We start from the raw sequence: 18,769 nt of genomic DNA, 5'->3' as shown, positions 1-18,769 counted from the left end.
GATTTGATTGAATTAATTGTGTCTTGGTATGCGCTGTGCTTTGGTATTAAGGCAAGCAATTGGAGGTAACGATATGGCTATAAATTTTGATAAGGCGCTCGGCATTCATCCTCAGGCATTGGCTTTGCGGGAAAGGCGTGCCGAAATACTGGCCGCCAATCTGGTTAATGCCGATACACCGGGATACAAAGCCCGCGATCTGGACTTTCAGTCGATTTTGAACCAAAGCATGCCGTCACATCCGGTGATGGAGCGTACCCAGCCGGGACATTTCGCCCCCGGGCAGCAATTGTTGGGCGCGCAGTTGCTGTATCGCAATCCCAATCAGGTTGCCCTGGACGGCAATACCGTCGAGGCTCATGTCGAGCAGGCCAAATACGCCGAAAATGCGGTGCAGTATCAGGCCAGCCTGGAGTTCATCAACAAGAAATTCTCGGGCTTGATGTTGGCCCTGAAAGGAGAATAAACATGTCGTCTTTTCGCATATTCGATATCGCCGGCAGCGGCATGAACGCGCAGTCGTTAAGGCTGAATCTGGTCGCCAGCAATATATCGAACGCCAATAGCGTCAGCAGCAGTACCGATCAGGTTTACAAATCCAGGCAGCCGGTGTTCGCGGCCGAGCTGAAAAATGCCCTGGACCAGAACGATGGCGCCAGCAAGGTCAACGTGCTGGGCGTGGTCGAGAGCCAGGCGCCGGCGGTCATGGAATACGCGCCGCATCATCCCATGGCGGATCAAAATGGTTACATCTACAAGCCCAACGTCAATACGGTCGAGGAAATGGCCAATATGATGTCGGCTTCGCGTTCCTACCAGAACAACGTGGAAGTCTTGAATACGGCCAAGCAGTTGATGTTGCAGACATTGAGAATGGGACAGTAAAGGAGAATAGCACATGGGTATCGGAATAGACACGATCAAGGCCTTGGGCCTGTCCGGTGCGGAACCGGCGCCGGCAAAAAAACAGGCGCTGGGCCAGGAGGAGTTTCTGAAGCTGATGACCACCCAGTTGACGCATCAGGACCCGTCAAAACCGATGGAAAATGGCGACTTTCTGGCGCAAATGGCACAGTTCGGGACGGTCTCGGGGATTCAGGATCTCCAGAGCTCGTTTAAAAGCTTCGCCGAATCGATCAGCTCGGACCAGGCATTGCAGGCCTCCAGCCTGGTCGGCCGATGGGTTTCGGCGCCGTCCAGCCAGGGCTTGCTGTCCGCGGGCGGCGACATCAAAGGCCAGCTGGAACTGACCGGCAGTTCAGCGAATGTGGCGGTAAAGATCGTCGATGCCAGCACCGGCGAAACCATCAGAAACCTGTCGCTGGGCAGCCATTCGCAAGGTACGGTGCCATTTGTCTGGGATGGCATGGCCGAGGACGGCCTGCCGGCGAATCCGGGCGTTTATAAAATCGAGGCGACCGGGACGATTGACGGCAAGAATACGGCTTTGGCCACGCAGGTTTATTCGAAAGTAGACAGTGTCGTGCTGGGCAATGCCCAGCAGGCCATGCGCGTCAACCTGCAGGGGTTGGGCGCGGTCGATTTTAATCAGATTAAGCAGATTTTGTAGGATTGGAGAGCAAAAATGACTTTTTTTACGGCAATCAGTGGCTTGAATGCGGCCTCTAAAAATTTAGCGGTAACGGGAAACAACATCGCCAATGCCAACACGACCGGATTCAAGCAATCGCGGGCGGAATTCGCCGATGTCTATGCGTCCAGTGTCGGCGGCGTCAGTAAAACCCAGCCCGGAACAGGGGTGCGTGTCACCAACGTTGCCCAGCAATTTTCGCAAGGCAACATCAATGCCACGGGCAATAACCTGGACCTGGCGATTAGCGGCGAAGGCTTTTTCTCGCTCGGCACCGATGCGACATCCGATCAGCCCTCCATTTACACGCGCTCCGGCGAATTCAAGCTGGATAAGGATGGCTATGTCGTGAACAATCAGGGCAATTTTTTGATGGCATTCAAGCCGAACGGCACGACCGTCGCCGATGGCTTCAGCTCGGGCGTTTTTCAACCGCTACGAGTCAATGCCGAGCAGGGCTCGCCCGTTGCCTCCTCGGCGCTGGCTGTCAGTGCCAACTTACAATCGACGCAGACGACGCCGGTCAGCTCGCCGGTCGATCCCACTAATCCCGATTCCTATAATCATGAGTCATCGATGACGATCTATGACTCACAAGGCAATTCCCATATCGCCAGCACTTATTATGTCAGCCAGAGCCCCGGCACGCCCAACACCTGGGAAGCGTATCTGTTTATCGACGGCAAGCCATTTAATGTGGACGGCTCACTTGCCACCCTGCCTCTGGACGGCAGCCAGACATCGATAACGATGACTTTCGATACGGCCGGAAAACTGACTGCGCCGCTCGGGCAGACCTCTTATGGCGCCATAGCGTCCACCGACATAGATCCCAACCTAAATGTCGATGATTTGGCGTTTTCCGTGGATTTTACCGGCACGACCCAGTTCAGCAGCGTGTTCTCGGTCAATAATCTGGCGCAGGACGGCTTGCCTGCCGGCAATCTGACCGGCATCAGCGTCAGCGATGAAGGCATCGTATTCGCACGATTCAGCAATGGCGGCTCGACGCCTCTAGGCAAGGTCGCGCTGTCGCGCTTCGCCAATCCGCAAGGCTTGACCAAACTGGGCGACTCGACCTGGGCGCAAAGCGCCGATTCCGGCGAGCGGGTTCCGGGCGAGCCGGGAAAAGGCAGCTTCGGCACCATTCAGTCAGGTTCGGTAGAGGCTTCCAACGTCGACCTGTCCGAGCAGCTGGTCAACCTCATCATTGGCCAACAGGCTTATCAGGCCAATGCCCAATCCATTTCGACCGAAAATACCATTACCCAGGCGATCTTGAATATCCGTTAAACACTAGGGTAGGGGAGCCGTTATGGACAAAAGCCTGTATATCGCCATGAGCGGCGCCAAGCAGACGCTGCTGGCGCAAACGACCAACGCCAATAATTTGGCGAATACCCAGACCACGGGATTCAAGTCCGACCTGGAGCAGTTCCGAAGCCAGCCGGTGTTCGGCGCGGGGTTCCCGACACGCGTCTATGCCATGACCGAGCGTCCGGGAACCGATCTGTCGGCCGGCGCCATGCAGACCACGGGACGCGAACTGGATGTGGCGATAGAAGGCGAGGGCTGGCTGGCCGTCCAGAGCGCCAGCGGCAAGGAAGCCTATACCCGGGCCGGGGACCTGCGCGTGACACCCGAAGGCATGCTGCAGACCGGCGCCGGTCTGCCGGTTCTGGGCCAGGACGGGCCGATCGCCATTCCGCCGTCGCAAAAACTGACCATAGGCAAGGACGGCACGCTCAGCATAATCCCCCTGGGCGCCAATGCCAGCGCCATGGTCGAGCTTGATCGCATCAAGCTGGTCAAGCCGGCGCCTGACAATCTCGAGAAGCAGGCCGACGGCCTGTTGTATATCAAGGACGGCACGGCACCCGAGGCCAGCGCCGAGGTCAGCCTGGTGCAGGGCGTCCTGGAAGGCAGCAATGTCAATGCGATTGCTGCCATGGTGGACATGATCGAGCTGGCCAAGAATTTTGAATTGCAAACCAAGGTGATGAAAAACGCCGACGACAACGCCGCCGTCAGCGCCAAACTGATGCAGATGGCATGAACAATGCATTAACTCGGATAGAACAAAATATTGTCACTTAGGAGACTATCATGACTGAACGCGCATTATGGGTCGCCAAATCCGGTCTGGACGCCCAGCAGACCCGCATGGCGGTCATCGCCAACAACCTGGCCAACGTCAATACCACGGGCTTCAAGAAATCCCGGCCCATCTTCGAAGACTTGATTTATCAAAACGTCAGACAGGTCGGCGCGCAGTCCACCCAGAACACGCAACTGCCGACCGGCTTGCAGCTGGGCACCGGCGTCAGGACCGTCGCCACCGAGAAACTGCATACGCAGGGCAATATTCAGCAGACCGAAAATTCGCTCGATGTTGCCGTCAATGGCCGGGGCTTTCTGCAGATCCTGATGCCGAACGGCGATATCAATTATACGCGCGACGGCTCGTTAAAGCTGGACTCCCTGGGCCAGCTCGTGACCTCGGGCGGTTTGATGCTGGAGCCGGCCATTACCGTGCCCGAGGACGCGATCAGCATCACCATCGGCCGGGACGGGACCGTATCGGCCCTGCAGCCCGGCAATGCCACGCCGGTCGAGCTGGGGCAAATCCAGCTGGCCGATTTCATCAATCCGACCGGCCTTGAACCGGTCGGCGAAAACCTGTACCGCGAATCGGTCGCCAGCGGCACGCCCATCATCGGCACGCCCGGCGAGGATGAATTCGGCACGTTATTGCAGGGTTCGCTGGAGACCTCTAATGTCAACGTGGTTGAGGAACTGGTCAGCATGATCGAGACGCAGCGGGCCTACGAAATGAATTCCAAGGCGATTTCGACCACCGATCAGATGCTGTCCTTTGTGACGCAACAACTGTAGACAGGTGCGTGAGATGAGACAAAAAATCCAGCTGATCGCAGCCGTTCTGACGCTGCTGCCGGCCTGTACGCCGCTGCCGCCCAGGGACCCGGCCTTTGCCCCGGTGCAGCCGGCCGATTTAAGGCCGCCGGTGCAGAATACCGGCGGCATTTATCAGGCCGGATACGACATGCGCCTGTTCGAGGACTATAAGGCCATGCGGGTCGGCGATATTCTGACGATCAGGCTAACGGAACGGACGCAGGCGAAAAAGAAAGCCGATCTCGATACCAAGAAGGATACGCGCATGAGCGGTTCGGTGCCGTACCTGTTCGGCATGGCGGCCGAGTCGCTGCTGGGCAGCGACATGAAAACCGAAGTGGATTTTGCCACCGAATTCGAAGGCGAGGGCGGCGCGAATCAGAGCAACAGCCTGAGCGGCGATATTTCGGTGACGGTCGTGGAAGTGCTGCCGAACGGCAATTTAAAGGTGCGCGGCGAGAAACGCGTGACCTTGAACCAGGGCGATGAGTATGTCAGGTTGTCGGGCATCGTCAGGCCGGTCGATATCGATACCGCCAATACCATCTCGTCGGACAAGGTCGCCGATGCGACTATTATGTATACCGGCAGCGGCGCCATGGCGGACGCCAGCAGGATCGGCTGGTTTTCACGCATACTGCAGAGCCCCTGGTTCCCATTCTAAGCGGACGGGCGATTATGAAGCTAATAAAAACCATTTCTCTGACGCTGCTGGCCCTGTCCTGCACGGCGCCGGCCTGGGCCGAGCGCATCAAGGATATCGCCGCTATCGAGGGCGTTCGGGTTAACCAGCTGATCGGTTACGGCCTGGTCGTCGGCCTCGATAAATCCGGCGATAAAACCCGGTTTACCGGCCAAAGCGTGCGCAGTATGCTGGCGCGTCTGGGGCTGACCCTGCCGCCCGGCATCGATCCCAAAGCCAAGAATATCGCCGCCGTGGCTGTTTCGGCGGAGCTGCCGCCATTCGCCAAGCCCGGCCAGCAGATCGATGTGACCGTGTCCTCGATCGGCGATGCCAAGAGCCTGCGCGGCGGCACGTTATTGCTGAGTCCGTTGAAAGGCGCGGATGGCCAGGTTTACGCGATGGCGCAGGGTAATCTGGTCGTGGGCGGCCTGAGCGCGTCGGGCCGGGACGGCTCCAACATCACCGTCAACAACCCCGGCGTCGGCCGCATCCCTAACGGCGCCACGGTTGAGCGTACGGTCAACACGCCGTTCGCCGACAGCGACAGCCTGGTGTTCAACCTGCATACGCCGGATTTCACCACCGCCAACCGCATGGCCGAATCCATCAACAACATGCTCGGCGGCAACACGGCCAAGCCCATCGATGCGACATCGGTCCGGGTCAGGGCGCCGCGCGATCCGGGCCAGAAGGTCACGTTCGCGTCCATGGTCGAGAACATCAACGTCGCGCCCGACGATGCGCCGGCGCGCATCATCGTGAATTCGCGCACCGGCACCGTGGTCATCAACAGCAAGGTCAGGGTACAGCCGGCGGCCGTGTCGCACGGCAGCCTGACCGTGACGATCAGCGAGAATCCGCAAGTCAGCCAGCCGAACGCCTTCTCGTCCGGGCAGACAGCCGTGACGCCGCAGTCCAGCATCCGGGTGGAGGAAGAAAAAAATCACATGTTTGTATTTAATCCCGGCGTTTCGCTCGATGAAATCGTGCAGGCCGTCAATAATGTGGGCGCCGCGCCCAGCGATCTTGTGGCTATCCTGGAAGCGCTGAAAACGGCCGGCGCCTTGCGCGCCGAACTGATCGTGATCTAGAGAGGTTGTCATGCAGAACGTCAATCATGCTGATGTTTATACCGATTTTAACGGACTGGCGAAGCTGAAAAACGAAGCCCGGAAAGAATCGCCGGAAGCGTTGAAGGAAACGGCCCGGCAGTTTGAGGCGATTTTCCTGAATAATGTGCTGAAAAGCATGCGCGACGCCAAGCTGGCCGACGGCATCATGGACAATGATCAGAGCCAATTTTACAACGACATGTATGACCAGCAGCTGGCTGTGCAATTGTCGGGCTCGGTCGGCCTGGCCGATTTGATCGTCAAGCAGCTCAGCGACGAGAAACCCGCTAATGAAAAACTCGAGCTTGAGGATTACCTGAACCGCTCGTCCTCGACACCGAAGTCCATCTCCAGACATGCCAATGCCGCCGACAAACCGCGGGTCCACAAGCACGAAAGCGAGGCGCATCAAGCACTGGAGCGCTTGTTCGACAGTTCCGTCGAAGAAACATCCGAAGCCGCATTAAAGAATGAGCAGGCCCTGCCGATACAGTCGGCACAGGACTTTGTCCGGCAGTTGTGGCCCATGGCCGAGCGGGCGGGGCGGGAATTGGGCGTCGAGCCCCGGGTCATTCTGGCGCAGGCAGCGCTGGAGACGGGATGGGGGCGGTCGCTGGTAAAACACGGCGATGGCGGCAGCAGCTTCAACCTGTTTAACATCAAGGCCGATAAAGCCTGGCAGGGCAAGCAGGCGCAAGTGCCGACACTGGAATTCGAGGACGGCATCGCCAAAAAGGTCAATGCCGGCTTCAGATCCTACGACTCGTTCCAGGACAGTTTTCAGGATTATGTGCGCTTTATAAAAAATAACCCGCGTTATCAGAATGCCCTGGAACAGGCCGGTAATGCCGAACATTATGTGCAATCGTTGCAACGGGCCGGCTATGCGACCGATCCGCACTATGCCGACAAAGTCATGCGCATTTACAACAGCAGTACCCTGAACGAACCCGGATTATCCGTGGCAATGAATGATTGACGGCATCCGGGCAGCAGTTAACCCTCAGCACAGGACACGACTATGACAGGTATTTTAGGCACGGCATTGTCAGGGCTCATGGCCTTCCAGCGCTCGCTGGAAACGACCAGTCATAACATCGCCAACGTCAATACCGAAGGCTACAGCCGTCAGCGTGCCGAGCTGGCGACCAAGCCCGAGCTGTTTATCGGACCAGGATTTATCGGCCAGGGCGTCAATGTCGCCAACGTGACGCGCAGCTATGACCAGTTCATCACGGCGCAAGTGCGTACCAGCGCCTCGGCATTCGGTGAGGCCGATAAATACCAGAAACTCGCCTCGCAGGTTGACAATCTGATGGCCGATCCCAGTACCGGCCTGAGTCCCGCGATCAAACGTTTCTTCAATGCGGTGCATGAACTGGCCGATGATCCGACCTCGATTCCGGCCCGGCAGGTCATGCTCTCGGAAGCCGAAATATTGACGCAGCGCTTTCATACGATGGACGCGCGCTTTAATGAACTGCGCGCGCAGGTCAATCAGGACATCAACAGCAAGGTCGACAGTATCAATATGTATGCGACGGCGGTAGCCGATCTTAACCAGCGCATCGTGATCGAAACGGGCAAGACCCCGAACGGACAGATGCCCAATGACCTGCTGGATCAACGGGACAACCTGTTGCTGAAGATGTCCGAACTGATCGATATTTCCGTCGTTGCCGACTCAAACGGCGGGCTGAGCGTGTTCACGGGGCAAGGCCAGTCCCTGGTCCTGGGCGGGCAGAGCAATCAACTGGAAGTCAGGCAATCCGAATTGGACCCCGCCAGGCTGAACATCGCGATACAGGGCGGCGGTGACATCACCAGGAACATCAGCGGCGGAGAGCTGGCCGGCGCCTTGCGGTTTCGCGATGAGGTGCTGGACCCTGCCCAGCAAAAACTGGGGCGCGTTGCAATCAGCATGGCCACGGAATTCAATGCCATGCATACGGCCGGTTATGATTTGGCCGGCAATGCCGGAGCTGACTTTTTTTCCGGCATCGATCCTGCCGCCGTGCCGGTCGTAAATGGTGCGGCGAACAGCGCCGGCGCTTCCATCGCGGTCGGCTATTCTGACGTGAGCGCCATGGATTTCAGCGATTATCAGCTGGATTTTGACGGCGCCAGCTATAAACTGACACGTATCAATGATAAGTCATTCCAGACGCTGACACCGGCCCAGCTGACCAATGCCGTGCCCGGCTTGACCATTACGCCGGGCACCGTGGCGGCCGGCGACAGTTTCTTGATCAAGCCCGCATCCCAGGGTGCGCAGTCGATCGGCGTCAACGTTACCGATCCGCTGAAAATCGCGGCGGCAACCAATGCCGCCGTCGACAGCGACGGCAACGCCTATGTCGTGAACGGACCCATGCCCGGCGACAACAGGAACGCGCTGGCCTTGGCCGCACTGGAAAACAAAGGCAGCATGCTGGGCGGCGCCAGTACCTTCGCCGGCGGTTACGGACAGATCGTCTCGGAAGTCGGCACCTTGACGCATGCCGCCACGGTCAGCGTCTCGGCGCAGGAAACGTTGCTGAATCAGGCGAAAGGTTCATTCGAAAGTCTGGCCGGGGTCAATCTCGATGAAGAGGCCGCCAATTTGATCAAGTTTCAGCAGTCCTATCAGGCCGCCGCCCAGGTCATTTCCATGAGCGGTTCTTTGTTCGACTCGCTGCTCGGGGCGATAAGGTAAGGAGAGGGTATGAGAATTTCAACATCCTGGGCCCAGCAGTTGGGCGTGAACAGCATGCTGGCCCGGCAAGCCAGCCTGTCCAAGACCCAGATGCAGCTGTCAACCGGGCTTAAAGTGCTGACCCCCGCCGATGATCCGGCCGCGGCGGTCAGGGCGTTGGACCTGCAGGAAACGATCGATAAGACTCATCAATACCAGGACAATATTTTTACCGCGCGGGCACGCTTGAATATCGAAGAGTCGGTATTGGCCGGTTCGGAAGATGTATTGTTCCGCGCCAAGGAATTGACGATACAGGCCGCGAATGCGACGCTGTCGGGCAATGACCGGCTGGCCATCAAGCAGGAAGTGGATCAGTTGCTGGATGAGTTGGCAGGCCTGGCCAATACCAAGAACGCCAATGGCGAATTCATCTTTTCCGGCGACTTGTCCAGCGTGCCGCCCTTCGCTTACGATTCCGGCAGCCAGAGCTATGTTTATCAGGGCGGCATCAATCAGCGCGTCCTGCAAATCGGCCCGGAGCGGCAGGTGGCCGATGGCGATTTGGGGTTTAACGTATTCGAGAATATCGATTCGGCCGCCAGCCCGGATGGCAAACGCAGTATCTTCAATACCCTGAAAGCCTTGTCCAACAGTTTGGGCGGCGATTTTCAGGCCGCCTCCGGCGCCATCACCGGCGACCGGTTTTTACGCTATGGCCTGGATTATTCCGCGGCACCTACATCGTTTGATCTGAGCAGCGATGCCGGCGGACCTGTCACCGTGAGCCTGAGCGGCAACTATGCCAGCCTGGACGAGGTGGTGGGCGCGATCAATGCGACGGCGGGATTGGCCGCGGCCGGCATAACGGCGCGCTCCAACGGTAATAACATCGAATTTGTATCGAGCACGCAGGGCGCGGCGTCGTCGATAACGATCAATGCCGGTACGGGCGGTTTTTTGACGGATGCGGGCTTTGCCGAGGGGCAAACGGGAACGGGAGCCGATCTGCCGGCAACGAATGTTCTGAATGAACAGCTCAACAACGTCTTGACGGACCTTGATTCGGCCCTGGACAGTTTTTTAAGGGCCAGAACCAGTGTCGGGGCGCGGTTGAATGCCCTGGACGACCAGGAACTGCACAACGAAAAGTTCATCCTGGACACGCAAACGACGCTTTCCGAGACGCAAGACCTCGACTACGCCGAGGCCATCAGCCGGTTTAATTTACAGACGGTATCGTTGCAGGCGGCGCAGCAGGCCTACGCCAAGGTTCAACAGTTATCACTGTTTAATTATCTGTGAAGGCGGGGAGACGGATAGAAGCAAAATCCTGTCTCCCCGATTTTTCAGTTAGCGCTTATCCGTTTTCAGGAACGGGGAAAATGACTTTAGGCTCGAAATTTGCCGCCGGGTAGTTCGGGTCGAACTCGGCTTTCTTTCTTTCAGGTTTGGCCGATGATTCCTCGGCAGAGGCCTTGGCGGCAGCTTCTTCATCGATGTAGATAACCTTAGGCTGGAAATTGGCGGCGGGGTATTGCTCGTCATCGCTGGTTGCCGATGCGGTTAATGGACTTAACGCAATCGCTGCAATTGCCGATCCCAAGATAAATTTTTTGTTCATGCTTTGTTAGCCTCCATTGGTGGTATGGCAAGCCCGGCTAAGGCTTAAAAAAGCCCTAAGTATCGGACATTTAACCCTTTATTTCAAGGGGGTATGGGTTATAACAACTGTCTTATCTCCGGGTAATCGTTCATCAACTGCTGCCTGTAGGATTCGATCAGCGCCTCGTTATGGCGTTCATTCCTGACGATGGGGACAGTCAGTTCCCGCAGGACCCGCATGGGCGAGGCAGACAGGAAGACCAGCCGGTCCGCCAGCGCGATGGCTTCGCGCAGGTCGTGGGTGACGAACAAAACCGTATGCGGGCGCTGCCGCCACAGTTTCAGCAGCAGATCCCGCACCTGCCTCGCTGTCGGCGCATCGAGCGAGACAAAGGGCTCGTCCATCAACAGCAGGTCGGGATCGACGGCAAACGCGCGGATGATGGCGACCCGGCGGCTCATGCCCAAGGATAGGCGTTCGGGGTAAACATGCTGCGCCCGGGTCAGCTGCATGGTCTCCAGCAAGGGATCGATCTGATCCGGCGATTGAGCGCTGTCCAGCGCCAGTTCAATGTTTTCCCTGACCGTTCGCCAGGGCAGCAGACGCGGATTCTGGAACACATAGCCGATTCTGGGGTGCGTGTGCTGCGAACCCAGCAGAATCTCGCCGTCATAATCATGATCCAGACCGGCGATAATATTCAGCAGCGTTGTCTTGCCGCAGCCGGAAGGGCCGACCAGGCAGACGAATTCGCCGGCCTTCATCGACAGGTCGAGATTGGCGATGGCTTGATGCTTCCCCGCCTGGCCTATGGCCGGATAAGTTTTGCTGTTGATGCGGATGCGGATGTCGGTCATCGGCGCCACCGCAGCGATTTTCTATCCAAAGGCTTCAGAATCACCAGTTCTATCAGTTGAATGACGGCCACGAAGGCGATCGTATAAGCCAGAATGCCGGCCACGTCGAACAGCTGGAAAAACAAATGCAGCTGATAACCCATGCCGTTGCCGCGACCCAATAATTCGACCACCAGAATGATCTTCCAGATCAACGCCAATCCTGAGCGCGTCGCGCTCATGACAAACGGGTGCAGTTGCGGCCAGATCACATGCGTAAAGGTTTTACGCCGGCCGAAGCGGTAGCAGCGGGCCATTTCCAGCAAGTCCTGGTCCAGCGCCCGGGTGCCTTCGCGTATGGTCACGGTGACGTTGGGCAGCTTGTTGATGACGACGGCCAGAATGGCGGCCGATTCGATCAGGCCGAACCAGACATAGCACAGGATGATCGTGACCAGGGCCGGAATGTTCAGGAAAATGACCAGCCAGTTGTCGAAGAAGGCATCGAGCTTTTTATGCCGGCCCAAAACGATGCCGAGCGCGCAACCGAGCAGCATGGCGATGGCGAAACTGACCACGAGGCGGAGCAGGGTGACGCCCAGGTGATAGGGCAGTTGCCCCGAGACGGTCTCTCGCCAGAAAACATGGGCTACGGCTTTCGGTGCCGGCAGCACGCTGCTGCTTAAATAAACGGCCAGCCCCTGCCAGAGCGCCAGAAAGGCCAGCAGGGACAGGGCCGGCAGCAGTTTTTGACGACTATTCAAATGCCCGGGCCTTTTATTGTTCAATCGACCAGAAGATGCCCGGCTGCAGGTTTTCCGAATCGCCTGTCAGCTTATTATTGCTTAACGTGCGCAGCATTGCATAAAGGCGGCCGGCCGCTTGCTGCTGAGGTTCGCCCCATTGCTCGATGCGGCCTTCGCAGTAACGCTGCCGGAGCGTATTTTGGGTTGGCGTGTCTTTCGCCTGGGTCAGCGGAATGACTTTCTGCCAGGCGGCATCGGATGTACAGAGCCGGTTTTGAGCCTGCTGGCTGGCGGCCAGGAAATCGTTGACCGCCTTCTTATGATTCATGGCCCAGCTTTGCTTGAACACATAACCGAGACTGGGCACTTCTTCATCGATGCCCAGCGCTTTGATCATGCCTTTGCCGTCGATGATTTGACGGTAGCCTTGCGCTTCCAGCCGGGCGGCAAAATGCCAGTAATTGAGCACGGCGTCGATGCGGTTTTGCTTGATCTGCTGGTTCAGTAAGGGGGGCGCGCCGAAGACTTTGTCTACTTGCGCATCCAAATCCAACTGCTGTTTTTGCGCCAGCGCCTGCAACAGCAACCAGTTTTTATCCAGTTCGCCGCCGGCAATGCCCAGGCGCTTGCCTTTCAGATCCTTCAGCGTCCGGATGGGGCTGTTATCGGCCACGACCAGGGCGCCCGATGTCGAGGAATAGGGATAAAACGTGTAATCGGAGCCGGTCGCGCGCAGTTTCGACACCCAGATCCAGTCCGAGACGATCATGTCGACGGCGCCCGATTGCAGCGCGATTTTACCGGCCTCGGGATTGGCCAGTCGCTGTATGTCCAGTTTAAAATCAGCCGATGCCGTTTCAGGGGCGTTTTGCAGCGCCGATAATTCCCAGTCGACAGTCCCGAAGGCAAGCACGCCGATCCGGATCGTGGTCTTTTCCGTAGCGAAGCTGTGACCGGATACCAGCATGCAGAGGCCGATAAACAAGGCATTGAGTTTCATGGCGTCTCTCCCGATATGAATTAAAAATCCTGATATTCTATCTGCATGCGGGATTTCATGCGAGGTTTTAGCTTGATCGCCTGGAAGCCGTGTGTCGAGCGATACGCCTACGCTATCAGGACAATCCCGTGCGCCTGTGGGATAATGCCCCCATTTTTTTCATGGCAATCCAATCTCCCATGCAACGCAGACTGACTCGGCAAACCTGGCTCAAGGTTCATCTTTATCTGGCGCTGATCGCCGGGTTCTTCTTCGCCCTGATGGGTCTGACCGGCAGCGTCAGCGTGTACCGTGAGGAGTTGGACGAACTGCTGAATCCGCAGTTGGTCATCGAACAGCCGCAGGGCAAGTACCAGTCGCTGGACCGGATCATGGCCGCGGTGCGGCAGGCGCATCCGGACCGTCACGGCGCCTGGACGCTGGAAATGCCGAGGTCGCCGCACAGCATGGCAACCGTCTGGTACGACAAACCGCAGGAGACGTTTTTCGAGCTGTATGCGCCGCTCATGGTGTCTGTCAATCCCTATACGGCGGAGGTTGTCAGCAGCCGTCTCTGGGGCCGGACCGTGACGACCTGGCTGCTGGATCTGCACACCCGGCTTCGGTCCGACCGCTTCGGCGGGAATGCGGTGGGGATTCTGGGGGCGTTGCTGATGGTTTCCATCGTCACGGGACTGTATTTATGGTGGCCGGGCACGCGGCAGCTTCGGCAGGCGTTCACGATTCGGCCTGATGCCGGCATGATCCGGCTGGCTTTCGATCTGCATCGCTCTATCGGCTTGCTCAGTGCGGTTGTGCTGCTGGTGCTGTCAGGCACGGGAGTCCTGCTGAGCTATCCTTCGCTGCTGGAATCCCTGGCCGGTGCCTCGGGCATGGCGCATGGCGAGACGGGCCGCGATATCATCAGCACGGCGGTGCCCAACAATCATCCAACCGGTCTGGCGGCGGCGACATTCATGGCTCAGGGGGGCTTCCCCCGTACTGAACTTCGGCGCATTACCACCCCGGTCGGCGATAGCGGCATTTATCGCATCAACTTGCGCCAGCCCGGCGAAATCAATCGGCGCCACCCTTATACCACGGTCTGGGTGGACCGCTGGAGCGGCCAGGTCAAGGACGTGCGCAATCCGAAAGATTTTTCCGCCGGCGAAACGATTGCGACCTGGATATGGCCGTTACACACCGGCGAGGCTTTGAATGATACCGGCCGGTTTATCTGGTTTTTGGCCGGCCAGAGTCTTTTCTTTCTCTATGTCAGCGGTTTGCTGCACTGGTTGTATCGGCGCGGCAGGATCCGCGACAGAAAGATCGATTTTGCCGCATTGCGGCCGATGTTTTACCGGTTGGCCCGGCACAGCTACCGCGTCGGCCTGGCGCTTTGCCGCCATGGTGTCATGCTGGCGCGAAAGGCCCGGTCGCACATTGCGGCAGGACTTGCCTTACTGCTGCGGCAGCTTGAAAGGTGGCGTATGGCGATGGCGAATCGGCAAAAACGCATAGGCAAAAACAGTTAAAGCCCGTCAAATGTATAAATAACCGGATAGATCGGCTACCTGACAAGGTCTATGCCATAGTGCATTTTACAAAACGGCTGACAACGCATGGCGAGACAATGTGGTAAGATGGCCGTCTTGGATTTTTTTACCTTAGTGATATGAGTCATTCATCTAATCCTGCTCAATTGATCGATCGCTTCGGCCGGACAGTTGATTACTTGAGAATTTCCATTACCGATCGCTGTGATTTCCGCTGTGTATACTGCATGGCCGAAGACATGACGTTTTTGCCGCGCGCGCAGGTTCTGACGCTGGAAGAAATTTATACCCTGGCCAGGGCCTTTGTCGAACTGGGCGTGAAAAAAATCCGCGTGACCGGCGGCGAACCGCTGGTTAGAAAAGGCGCGCTGGAGCTGCTGGAAAATATCGGCAAAATCGAAGGTCTGGGTGAGCTGGTCATAACGACGAACGGTTCGCAATTGGCAACAATGGCGGGCGCGCTGAAAAAGGCCGGGGTAAAACGCATCAATGTCAGCCTCGATACGCTCGACGCCGATAAATTCAAGGCCATAACGCGGACAGGCGACCTGCAGCAGGTCCTGAAAGGCATTCAGGCCGCCAGGGAGGCAGGGTTTGAGCGGTTGAAGATCAATGCGGTCATCCTGAAAGGCAGAAATCATCTGGAAGTTCGCGATCTGGTCCGGTTCGCCGTCGATAACGGCATCGATATCAGCTTCATCGAGGAAATGCCGCTGGGCGTCGTCAATCAGCATGACCGCTCGGAAGCTTATTATTCCAGCGATCTGATCAAGGCCGATCTGGCGCGGGAGTTTTCCCTGATCGCATCGACCGAAAAAACCGGCGGGCCTTCGCGCTACTTCAAGGTGGTCGGCAGCCGGACCCGCGTCGGTTTCATTTCCCCGCACAGCGAGAATTTCTGCAGCACCTGTAACCGTGTGCGCCTGACCGTGGAAGGCCGCTTGTTGTTGTGTCTCGGCAATGAGCATTCGGTCGATTTAAAGAAAGTCCTCCGGGCTCACCCCGGCAATACTGACGTGCTGAAACAGGCCATTATCGATGCGATGTCGATCAAGCCCGAAAAGCACGAATTCAATATCCATGAGCAGCCGATTATCCTGCGGCACATGAACGTAACGGGCGGCTAACGGCCCCCATTACGCAGTTTCCTCTTCTTTTCCAAACCATTTCTCTTACCCGAGGTTTTTTCATGTCTTTTGACCAGCTCGGTTTAACCGAGGGACTCCTTAAAGCGGTCGCGGAGCAAGGCTATACGATGCCTACGCCCGTTCAACAGCAGGCCATTCCGTTGATTCTGGAAGGACGCGATGTACTGGCCGGTGCCCAGACCGGCACCGGCAAAACGGCCGGATTCACCCTGCCTTTGCTGCAGCGGCTGACGGCCGATCCGTCGCAAGCGCGAAAACCGCGTCCCGTGCGCGCGCTGATCCTGGCGCCGACGCGCGAACTCGCCGTTCAGGTCCATGAGAGCGTAAAGACCTACGGCAAATATTTGCCGCTTTATGCGGAGGCGATATATGGAGGCGTCAATATCAACGCGCAGATCCGCAATTTGCGTAGAGGCTGCGATATCATCATCGCCACGCCCGGCCGCCTGATCGATCATGTGCTGCAGAAAAACGTCGACTTGTCCAGGGTGGAAATTCTGGTGCTCGATGAGGCCGATCGCATGCTCGATATGGGCTTCATGCCCGATATCCGCAAGATTCTGTCATGGCTGCCTGAAGCGCGTCAGAATCTCCTGTTTTCGGCCACCTATTCGAATGAGATCAAGACGCTGGCCGCATCGGTGCTGCGTGATCCGGTCGAAGTGGAAGTCGCCAGGCAGAACGCCACGGCGGACACGATATCGGAGCGGGTTTACGGCATCAATCGCGAGTACAAGCGGGAATTGCTGTCTTACCTGGTCGGCAGCGGCAACTGGAAGCAGGTTCTGGTTTTTGTGCGGACCAAGCATGGCGCGGACCGGCTGGAGAAACAATTGCAGCAGGACGGTATTCGGGCCGGCGCCCTGCATGGCGATAAAACGCAGGGCGCGCGCAACAAGGTGCTGGAGTATTTTAAAACAGGCAAAATAGCGGTGCTGGTCGCGACCGACATCGCGGCGCGCGGCCTCGATATCGAGCAGTTGCCGCATGTGGTTAACTTTGATTTGCCCCAAGTGGCCGAGGATTACGTGCACCGCATCGGCCGTACCGGACGCGCCGGTTCAAGCGGCGAGGCGTTGTCGCTGGTATGTCCCGAGGAAGCCTATCTGCTGGCGGAAATTGAAAAACTGCTGAAACGCCAGATTCCGCGCGTAGCCGACACCGGGTATGAACCGGTATCGCTGAAAGTCCTCGATATGCCCAAAAAGAGTGCGCCGAATAAAAATACCGGCAAGAAGGATTACCGGCATAAGAAGACTATCGAAAAACGCAGAGCCCGGCCGGGCAAGGATGGACGCAAAAGCCTGAGAAGCGGACGTCGGTGAGTTTCCGGTCGTGCTGTTTTTTGCTGAAATCGCGCTTGGATCTGTCGATCCCGGTTCAATACCCGGCATCAAGGATGCCGGGTATGCATGGTCTGCTTTTTCCTAGAAAACTCCCGAAATAGAGCGCACCAGGCCGTTCGTTAACTCGGGTGCGGCTTCTTCGTAGTCCAGGTTCACTTTATTGGCGGTGCTGACGATTCGGGTGCGGTATTTTTTTCTATCGCTGAGTTCCGAAGATGTCTGTCGTCTTGAGCCGCCGATGCCCTGTTTGGCATCTTGTTGACTATCCTGACGGATAATGACGCCGTCTTTGGCTTTTTCGGCAATTTCAACGTCCGTCACGACCATATACGTCACATCCTTTACGGCGGCATCCGCGACGGTTTCAACCAGGCCGCCAGCCACGATCCCGGCCAAGCCGCCAATGCCGGCGCCGGTCCAGCCATGAGTCGCGCCGCCGATGGCCGAGCCCAGAGCGGCGCCGGTAAACGCTCCGCCGTAGCCTGAGCCTAATGCTGTCTCTGCCGCTGTCGGACTGGCCTTGTCCACGCTCAATATATTGGCTCGTAACCAATAGTAGGCAGTGTCAGGATTATTGGAAACCGTATAGCCTTTTGCCTCAAGGCTGCGTCTGACCGCATTTAAGATGTCGAAATTGGATTTGTCCGAGGTATTGCGGACATCAAGATAAATCACTTTTTTGCCAGGACCGACCGGATCCAGGAAGACCGTGTCGCTCATCTTGGTCTGAACGTCCAGATCCTTTTTGGCAATTGATGTATGCACGGCGGAACACCCGTTTAATAAGCCCAGGAGCGCTACCACCGCAGTAAGTTTGGTAATGGTTCTGCCTTGAATATTTTCCATTTATTTCCCCCCAATTTTTGATATTTTTAAATGACTGTAAAAAATCCGGATCGCGCGGTAATGGACTCGATAAAAATTATTTTTTTTAGATTTTAAAATCCATAGGTTCGAGCGGGCACGGAATAATTGATGGTTAAGTTGATACGGTAAGAAAGCCTCTTAAAGAATAGTATTGTTTTTATTATGTTCTGATTCTATTTTTGAAAATACCGGACAAGGCCGATCGAATTTTAGAAAGGCCAATAACGCCCGTAATAACGGTAGTAATAGCTGCAATCGCGATAGTCGAGCCACGAATATCTTCTTAAATCACGGCAGGTATAGCCTCGCCGCCAATATTTGCTGGGCGTTGACCGGGGCGGCTTGCCCCTTTCCGTGGCATCCTTGATATAAGCTTCCAGTTTTGCATCGTCCTCCACGCTGAAAGGACTGGAAAGCACTTGTTCGTTCAGGCTTTTCTGGATTTCAATCCGGCTTTTTTCCGACACGGCATCCGCCCATGCGTTGCTATAACCCAGCGTATAGCCAAGCAGCAAGGTATATAAAGCCATGTTATGCAGATTTATCATCACTTTCCCCCTTTGTTTACGGTCATTAACCTTGGTTCAGAGCCTTTTGGGATAGAGGACTGATATCAAAGCTCCTGTTAGTCAGGCCAAAACACGCTTTTGGAATCAACCAATGGTGGCCGCGCAAGCTTACAAATAGGTAGTATTGATTGTTATAAG

20 protein-coding genes are annotated in these 18,769 nt (G+C 56.8%); 14 read left to right on the top strand and 6 right to left on the bottom strand.

The features are described from left to right. Positions 1 to 73: 73 nt before the first annotated feature. Genes flgB through flgL form a run of 11 tightly spaced genes read left to right on the top strand, consistent with a single transcriptional unit; the run spans position 74 to position 10,283 of the window. Positions 74 to 466: a flagellar basal body rod protein FlgB gene (flgB, locus tag METMA_RS0104875; protein ID WP_020157949.1), complete on the top strand. Its 393-nt coding sequence runs from the start codon at positions 74 to 76 to the stop codon at positions 464 to 466. A gap of 2 nt (positions 467 to 468) precedes the next feature. Next, on the top strand, positions 469 to 885 hold the full coding sequence (flgC, locus tag METMA_RS0104870; RefSeq protein WP_020157948.1) for a flagellar basal body rod protein FlgC: 417 nt from the start codon (positions 469 to 471) through the stop codon (positions 883 to 885). 13 nt (positions 886 to 898) lie between these two features. Continuing rightward, positions 899 to 1,570 carry a flagellar hook assembly protein FlgD gene (locus METMA_RS0104865; RefSeq protein ID WP_020157947.1) on the top strand — a complete coding sequence of 224 codons (672 nt, stop codon included), beginning with the start codon at positions 899 to 901 and terminating at the stop codon, positions 1,568 to 1,570. A gap of 15 nt (positions 1,571 to 1,585) precedes the next feature. After that, complete coding sequence (flgE, locus tag METMA_RS0104860) at positions 1,586 to 2,884, top strand: flagellar hook protein FlgE (RefSeq protein ID WP_020157946.1); 1,299 nt, start codon at positions 1,586 to 1,588, stop codon at positions 2,882 to 2,884. Positions 2,885 to 2,906: 22 nt separating this feature from the next. Next, a complete protein-coding gene (gene flgF / locus METMA_RS0104855; RefSeq protein WP_020157945.1) occupies positions 2,907 to 3,647 on the top strand; it encodes a flagellar basal-body rod protein FlgF in 741 nt (246 codons plus the stop codon). A 50-nt stretch (positions 3,648 to 3,697) separates the two neighbouring features. Beyond that, the gene (gene flgG / locus METMA_RS0104850) at positions 3,698 to 4,486 is read left to right on the top strand and encodes a flagellar basal-body rod protein FlgG (protein ID WP_020157944.1); all 789 of its coding nucleotides are present in this window, start codon (positions 3,698 to 3,700) and stop codon (positions 4,484 to 4,486) included. A 13-nt stretch (positions 4,487 to 4,499) separates the two neighbouring features. Then, positions 4,500 to 5,171 (top strand): flagellar basal body L-ring protein FlgH, encoded by a 672-nt coding sequence (gene flgH, locus METMA_RS0104845; RefSeq protein WP_020157943.1) that lies wholly within the window; start codon positions 4,500 to 4,502, stop codon positions 5,169 to 5,171. Positions 5,172 to 5,185: 14 nt separating this feature from the next. After that, positions 5,186 to 6,283 carry a flagellar basal body P-ring protein FlgI gene (locus METMA_RS0104840; RefSeq protein ID WP_020157942.1) on the top strand — a complete coding sequence of 366 codons (1,098 nt, stop codon included), beginning with the start codon at positions 5,186 to 5,188 and terminating at the stop codon, positions 6,281 to 6,283. Between the two features lie 10 nt (positions 6,284 to 6,293). Then, positions 6,294 to 7,283, top strand: coding sequence for a flagellar assembly peptidoglycan hydrolase FlgJ (gene flgJ, locus METMA_RS0104835; protein ID WP_020157941.1), 990 nt, complete (start codon positions 6,294 to 6,296; stop codon positions 7,281 to 7,283). Positions 7,284 to 7,325: 42 nt separating this feature from the next. Then, complete coding sequence (gene flgK / locus METMA_RS0104830) at positions 7,326 to 8,999, top strand: flagellar hook-associated protein FlgK (RefSeq protein WP_020157940.1); 1,674 nt, start codon at positions 7,326 to 7,328, stop codon at positions 8,997 to 8,999. 9 nt (positions 9,000 to 9,008) lie between these two features. Further along, positions 9,009 to 10,283, top strand: coding sequence for a flagellar hook-associated protein FlgL (flgL, locus tag METMA_RS0104825; protein ID WP_020157939.1), 1,275 nt, complete (start codon positions 9,009 to 9,011; stop codon positions 10,281 to 10,283). Positions 10,284 to 10,338: 55 nt separating this feature from the next. On the opposite strand, the gene METMA_RS0104820 is transcribed toward flgL, so the two are convergent. The 4 genes from METMA_RS0104820 to METMA_RS0104805 all read right to left on the bottom strand — a co-directional run bounded on the left by METMA_RS0104820 (position 10,339) and on the right by METMA_RS0104805 (position 13,166). Further along, complete coding sequence (locus METMA_RS0104820; RefSeq protein ID WP_020157938.1) at positions 10,339 to 10,602, bottom strand: hypothetical protein; 264 nt, start codon at positions 10,600 to 10,602, stop codon at positions 10,339 to 10,341. 98 nt (positions 10,603 to 10,700) lie between these two features. Further along, entirely contained in the window at positions 10,701 to 11,441 is a 741-nt protein-coding gene (locus METMA_RS0104815; RefSeq protein ID WP_020157937.1) for an ABC transporter ATP-binding protein, read from the bottom strand. After that, positions 11,438 to 12,184 carry an ABC transporter permease gene (locus METMA_RS0104810; RefSeq protein ID WP_020157936.1) on the bottom strand — a complete coding sequence of 249 codons (747 nt, stop codon included), beginning with the start codon at positions 12,182 to 12,184 and terminating at the stop codon, positions 11,438 to 11,440. The genes METMA_RS0104815 and METMA_RS0104810 overlap by 4 nt, the downstream gene beginning before the upstream one ends. A gap of 13 nt (positions 12,185 to 12,197) precedes the next feature. Further along, positions 12,198 to 13,166 carry an ABC transporter substrate-binding protein gene (locus METMA_RS0104805; RefSeq protein WP_020157935.1) on the bottom strand — a complete coding sequence of 323 codons (969 nt, stop codon included), beginning with the start codon at positions 13,164 to 13,166 and terminating at the stop codon, positions 12,198 to 12,200. Positions 13,167 to 13,345: 179 nt separating this feature from the next. Here METMA_RS0104805 and METMA_RS0104800 point away from each other — a divergent pair, with 179 nt between their 5' ends. The 3 genes from METMA_RS0104800 (at position 13,346) to METMA_RS0104790 (ending at position 17,174) form a co-directional block, all read left to right on the top strand. Continuing rightward, positions 13,346 to 14,680, top strand: coding sequence for a PepSY-associated TM helix domain-containing protein (locus tag METMA_RS0104800; protein ID WP_232216325.1), 1,335 nt, complete (start codon positions 13,346 to 13,348; stop codon positions 14,678 to 14,680). A gap of 140 nt (positions 14,681 to 14,820) precedes the next feature. Then, the gene (gene moaA, locus METMA_RS0104795; protein WP_027147046.1) at positions 14,821 to 15,828 is read left to right on the top strand and encodes a GTP 3',8-cyclase MoaA; all 1,008 of its coding nucleotides are present in this window, start codon (positions 14,821 to 14,823) and stop codon (positions 15,826 to 15,828) included. Between the two features lie 62 nt (positions 15,829 to 15,890). Further along, positions 15,891 to 17,174, top strand: coding sequence for a DEAD/DEAH box helicase (locus METMA_RS0104790; protein ID WP_020157932.1), 1,284 nt, complete (start codon positions 15,891 to 15,893; stop codon positions 17,172 to 17,174). 102 nt (positions 17,175 to 17,276) lie between these two features. Here the strand turns inward: METMA_RS0104790 and METMA_RS0104785 are convergent, their stop codons facing one another. Together METMA_RS0104785 and METMA_RS23955 are read right to left on the bottom strand one after the other, a co-directional pair. Further along, positions 17,277 to 18,041, bottom strand: a complete 765-nt coding sequence (locus METMA_RS0104785; RefSeq protein ID WP_020157931.1) for a complement resistance protein TraT — start codon at positions 18,039 to 18,041, stop codon at positions 17,277 to 17,279. 230 nt (positions 18,042 to 18,271) lie between these two features. After that, positions 18,272 to 18,610: a hypothetical protein gene (locus tag METMA_RS23955; RefSeq protein ID WP_020157930.1), complete on the bottom strand. Its 339-nt coding sequence runs from the start codon at positions 18,608 to 18,610 to the stop codon at positions 18,272 to 18,274. Positions 18,611 to 18,769 lie beyond the last annotated feature (159 nt).

This window comes from Methylobacter marinus A45 (genome assembly GCF_000383855.1).
GTDB classification, from domain to species: domain Bacteria; phylum Pseudomonadota; class Gammaproteobacteria; order Methylococcales; family Methylomonadaceae; genus Methylobacter; species Methylobacter marinus.
The sequence above is the reverse complement of the archived record's forward strand: the minus strand, read 5'-3'. Positions and strand labels throughout refer to the sequence as shown.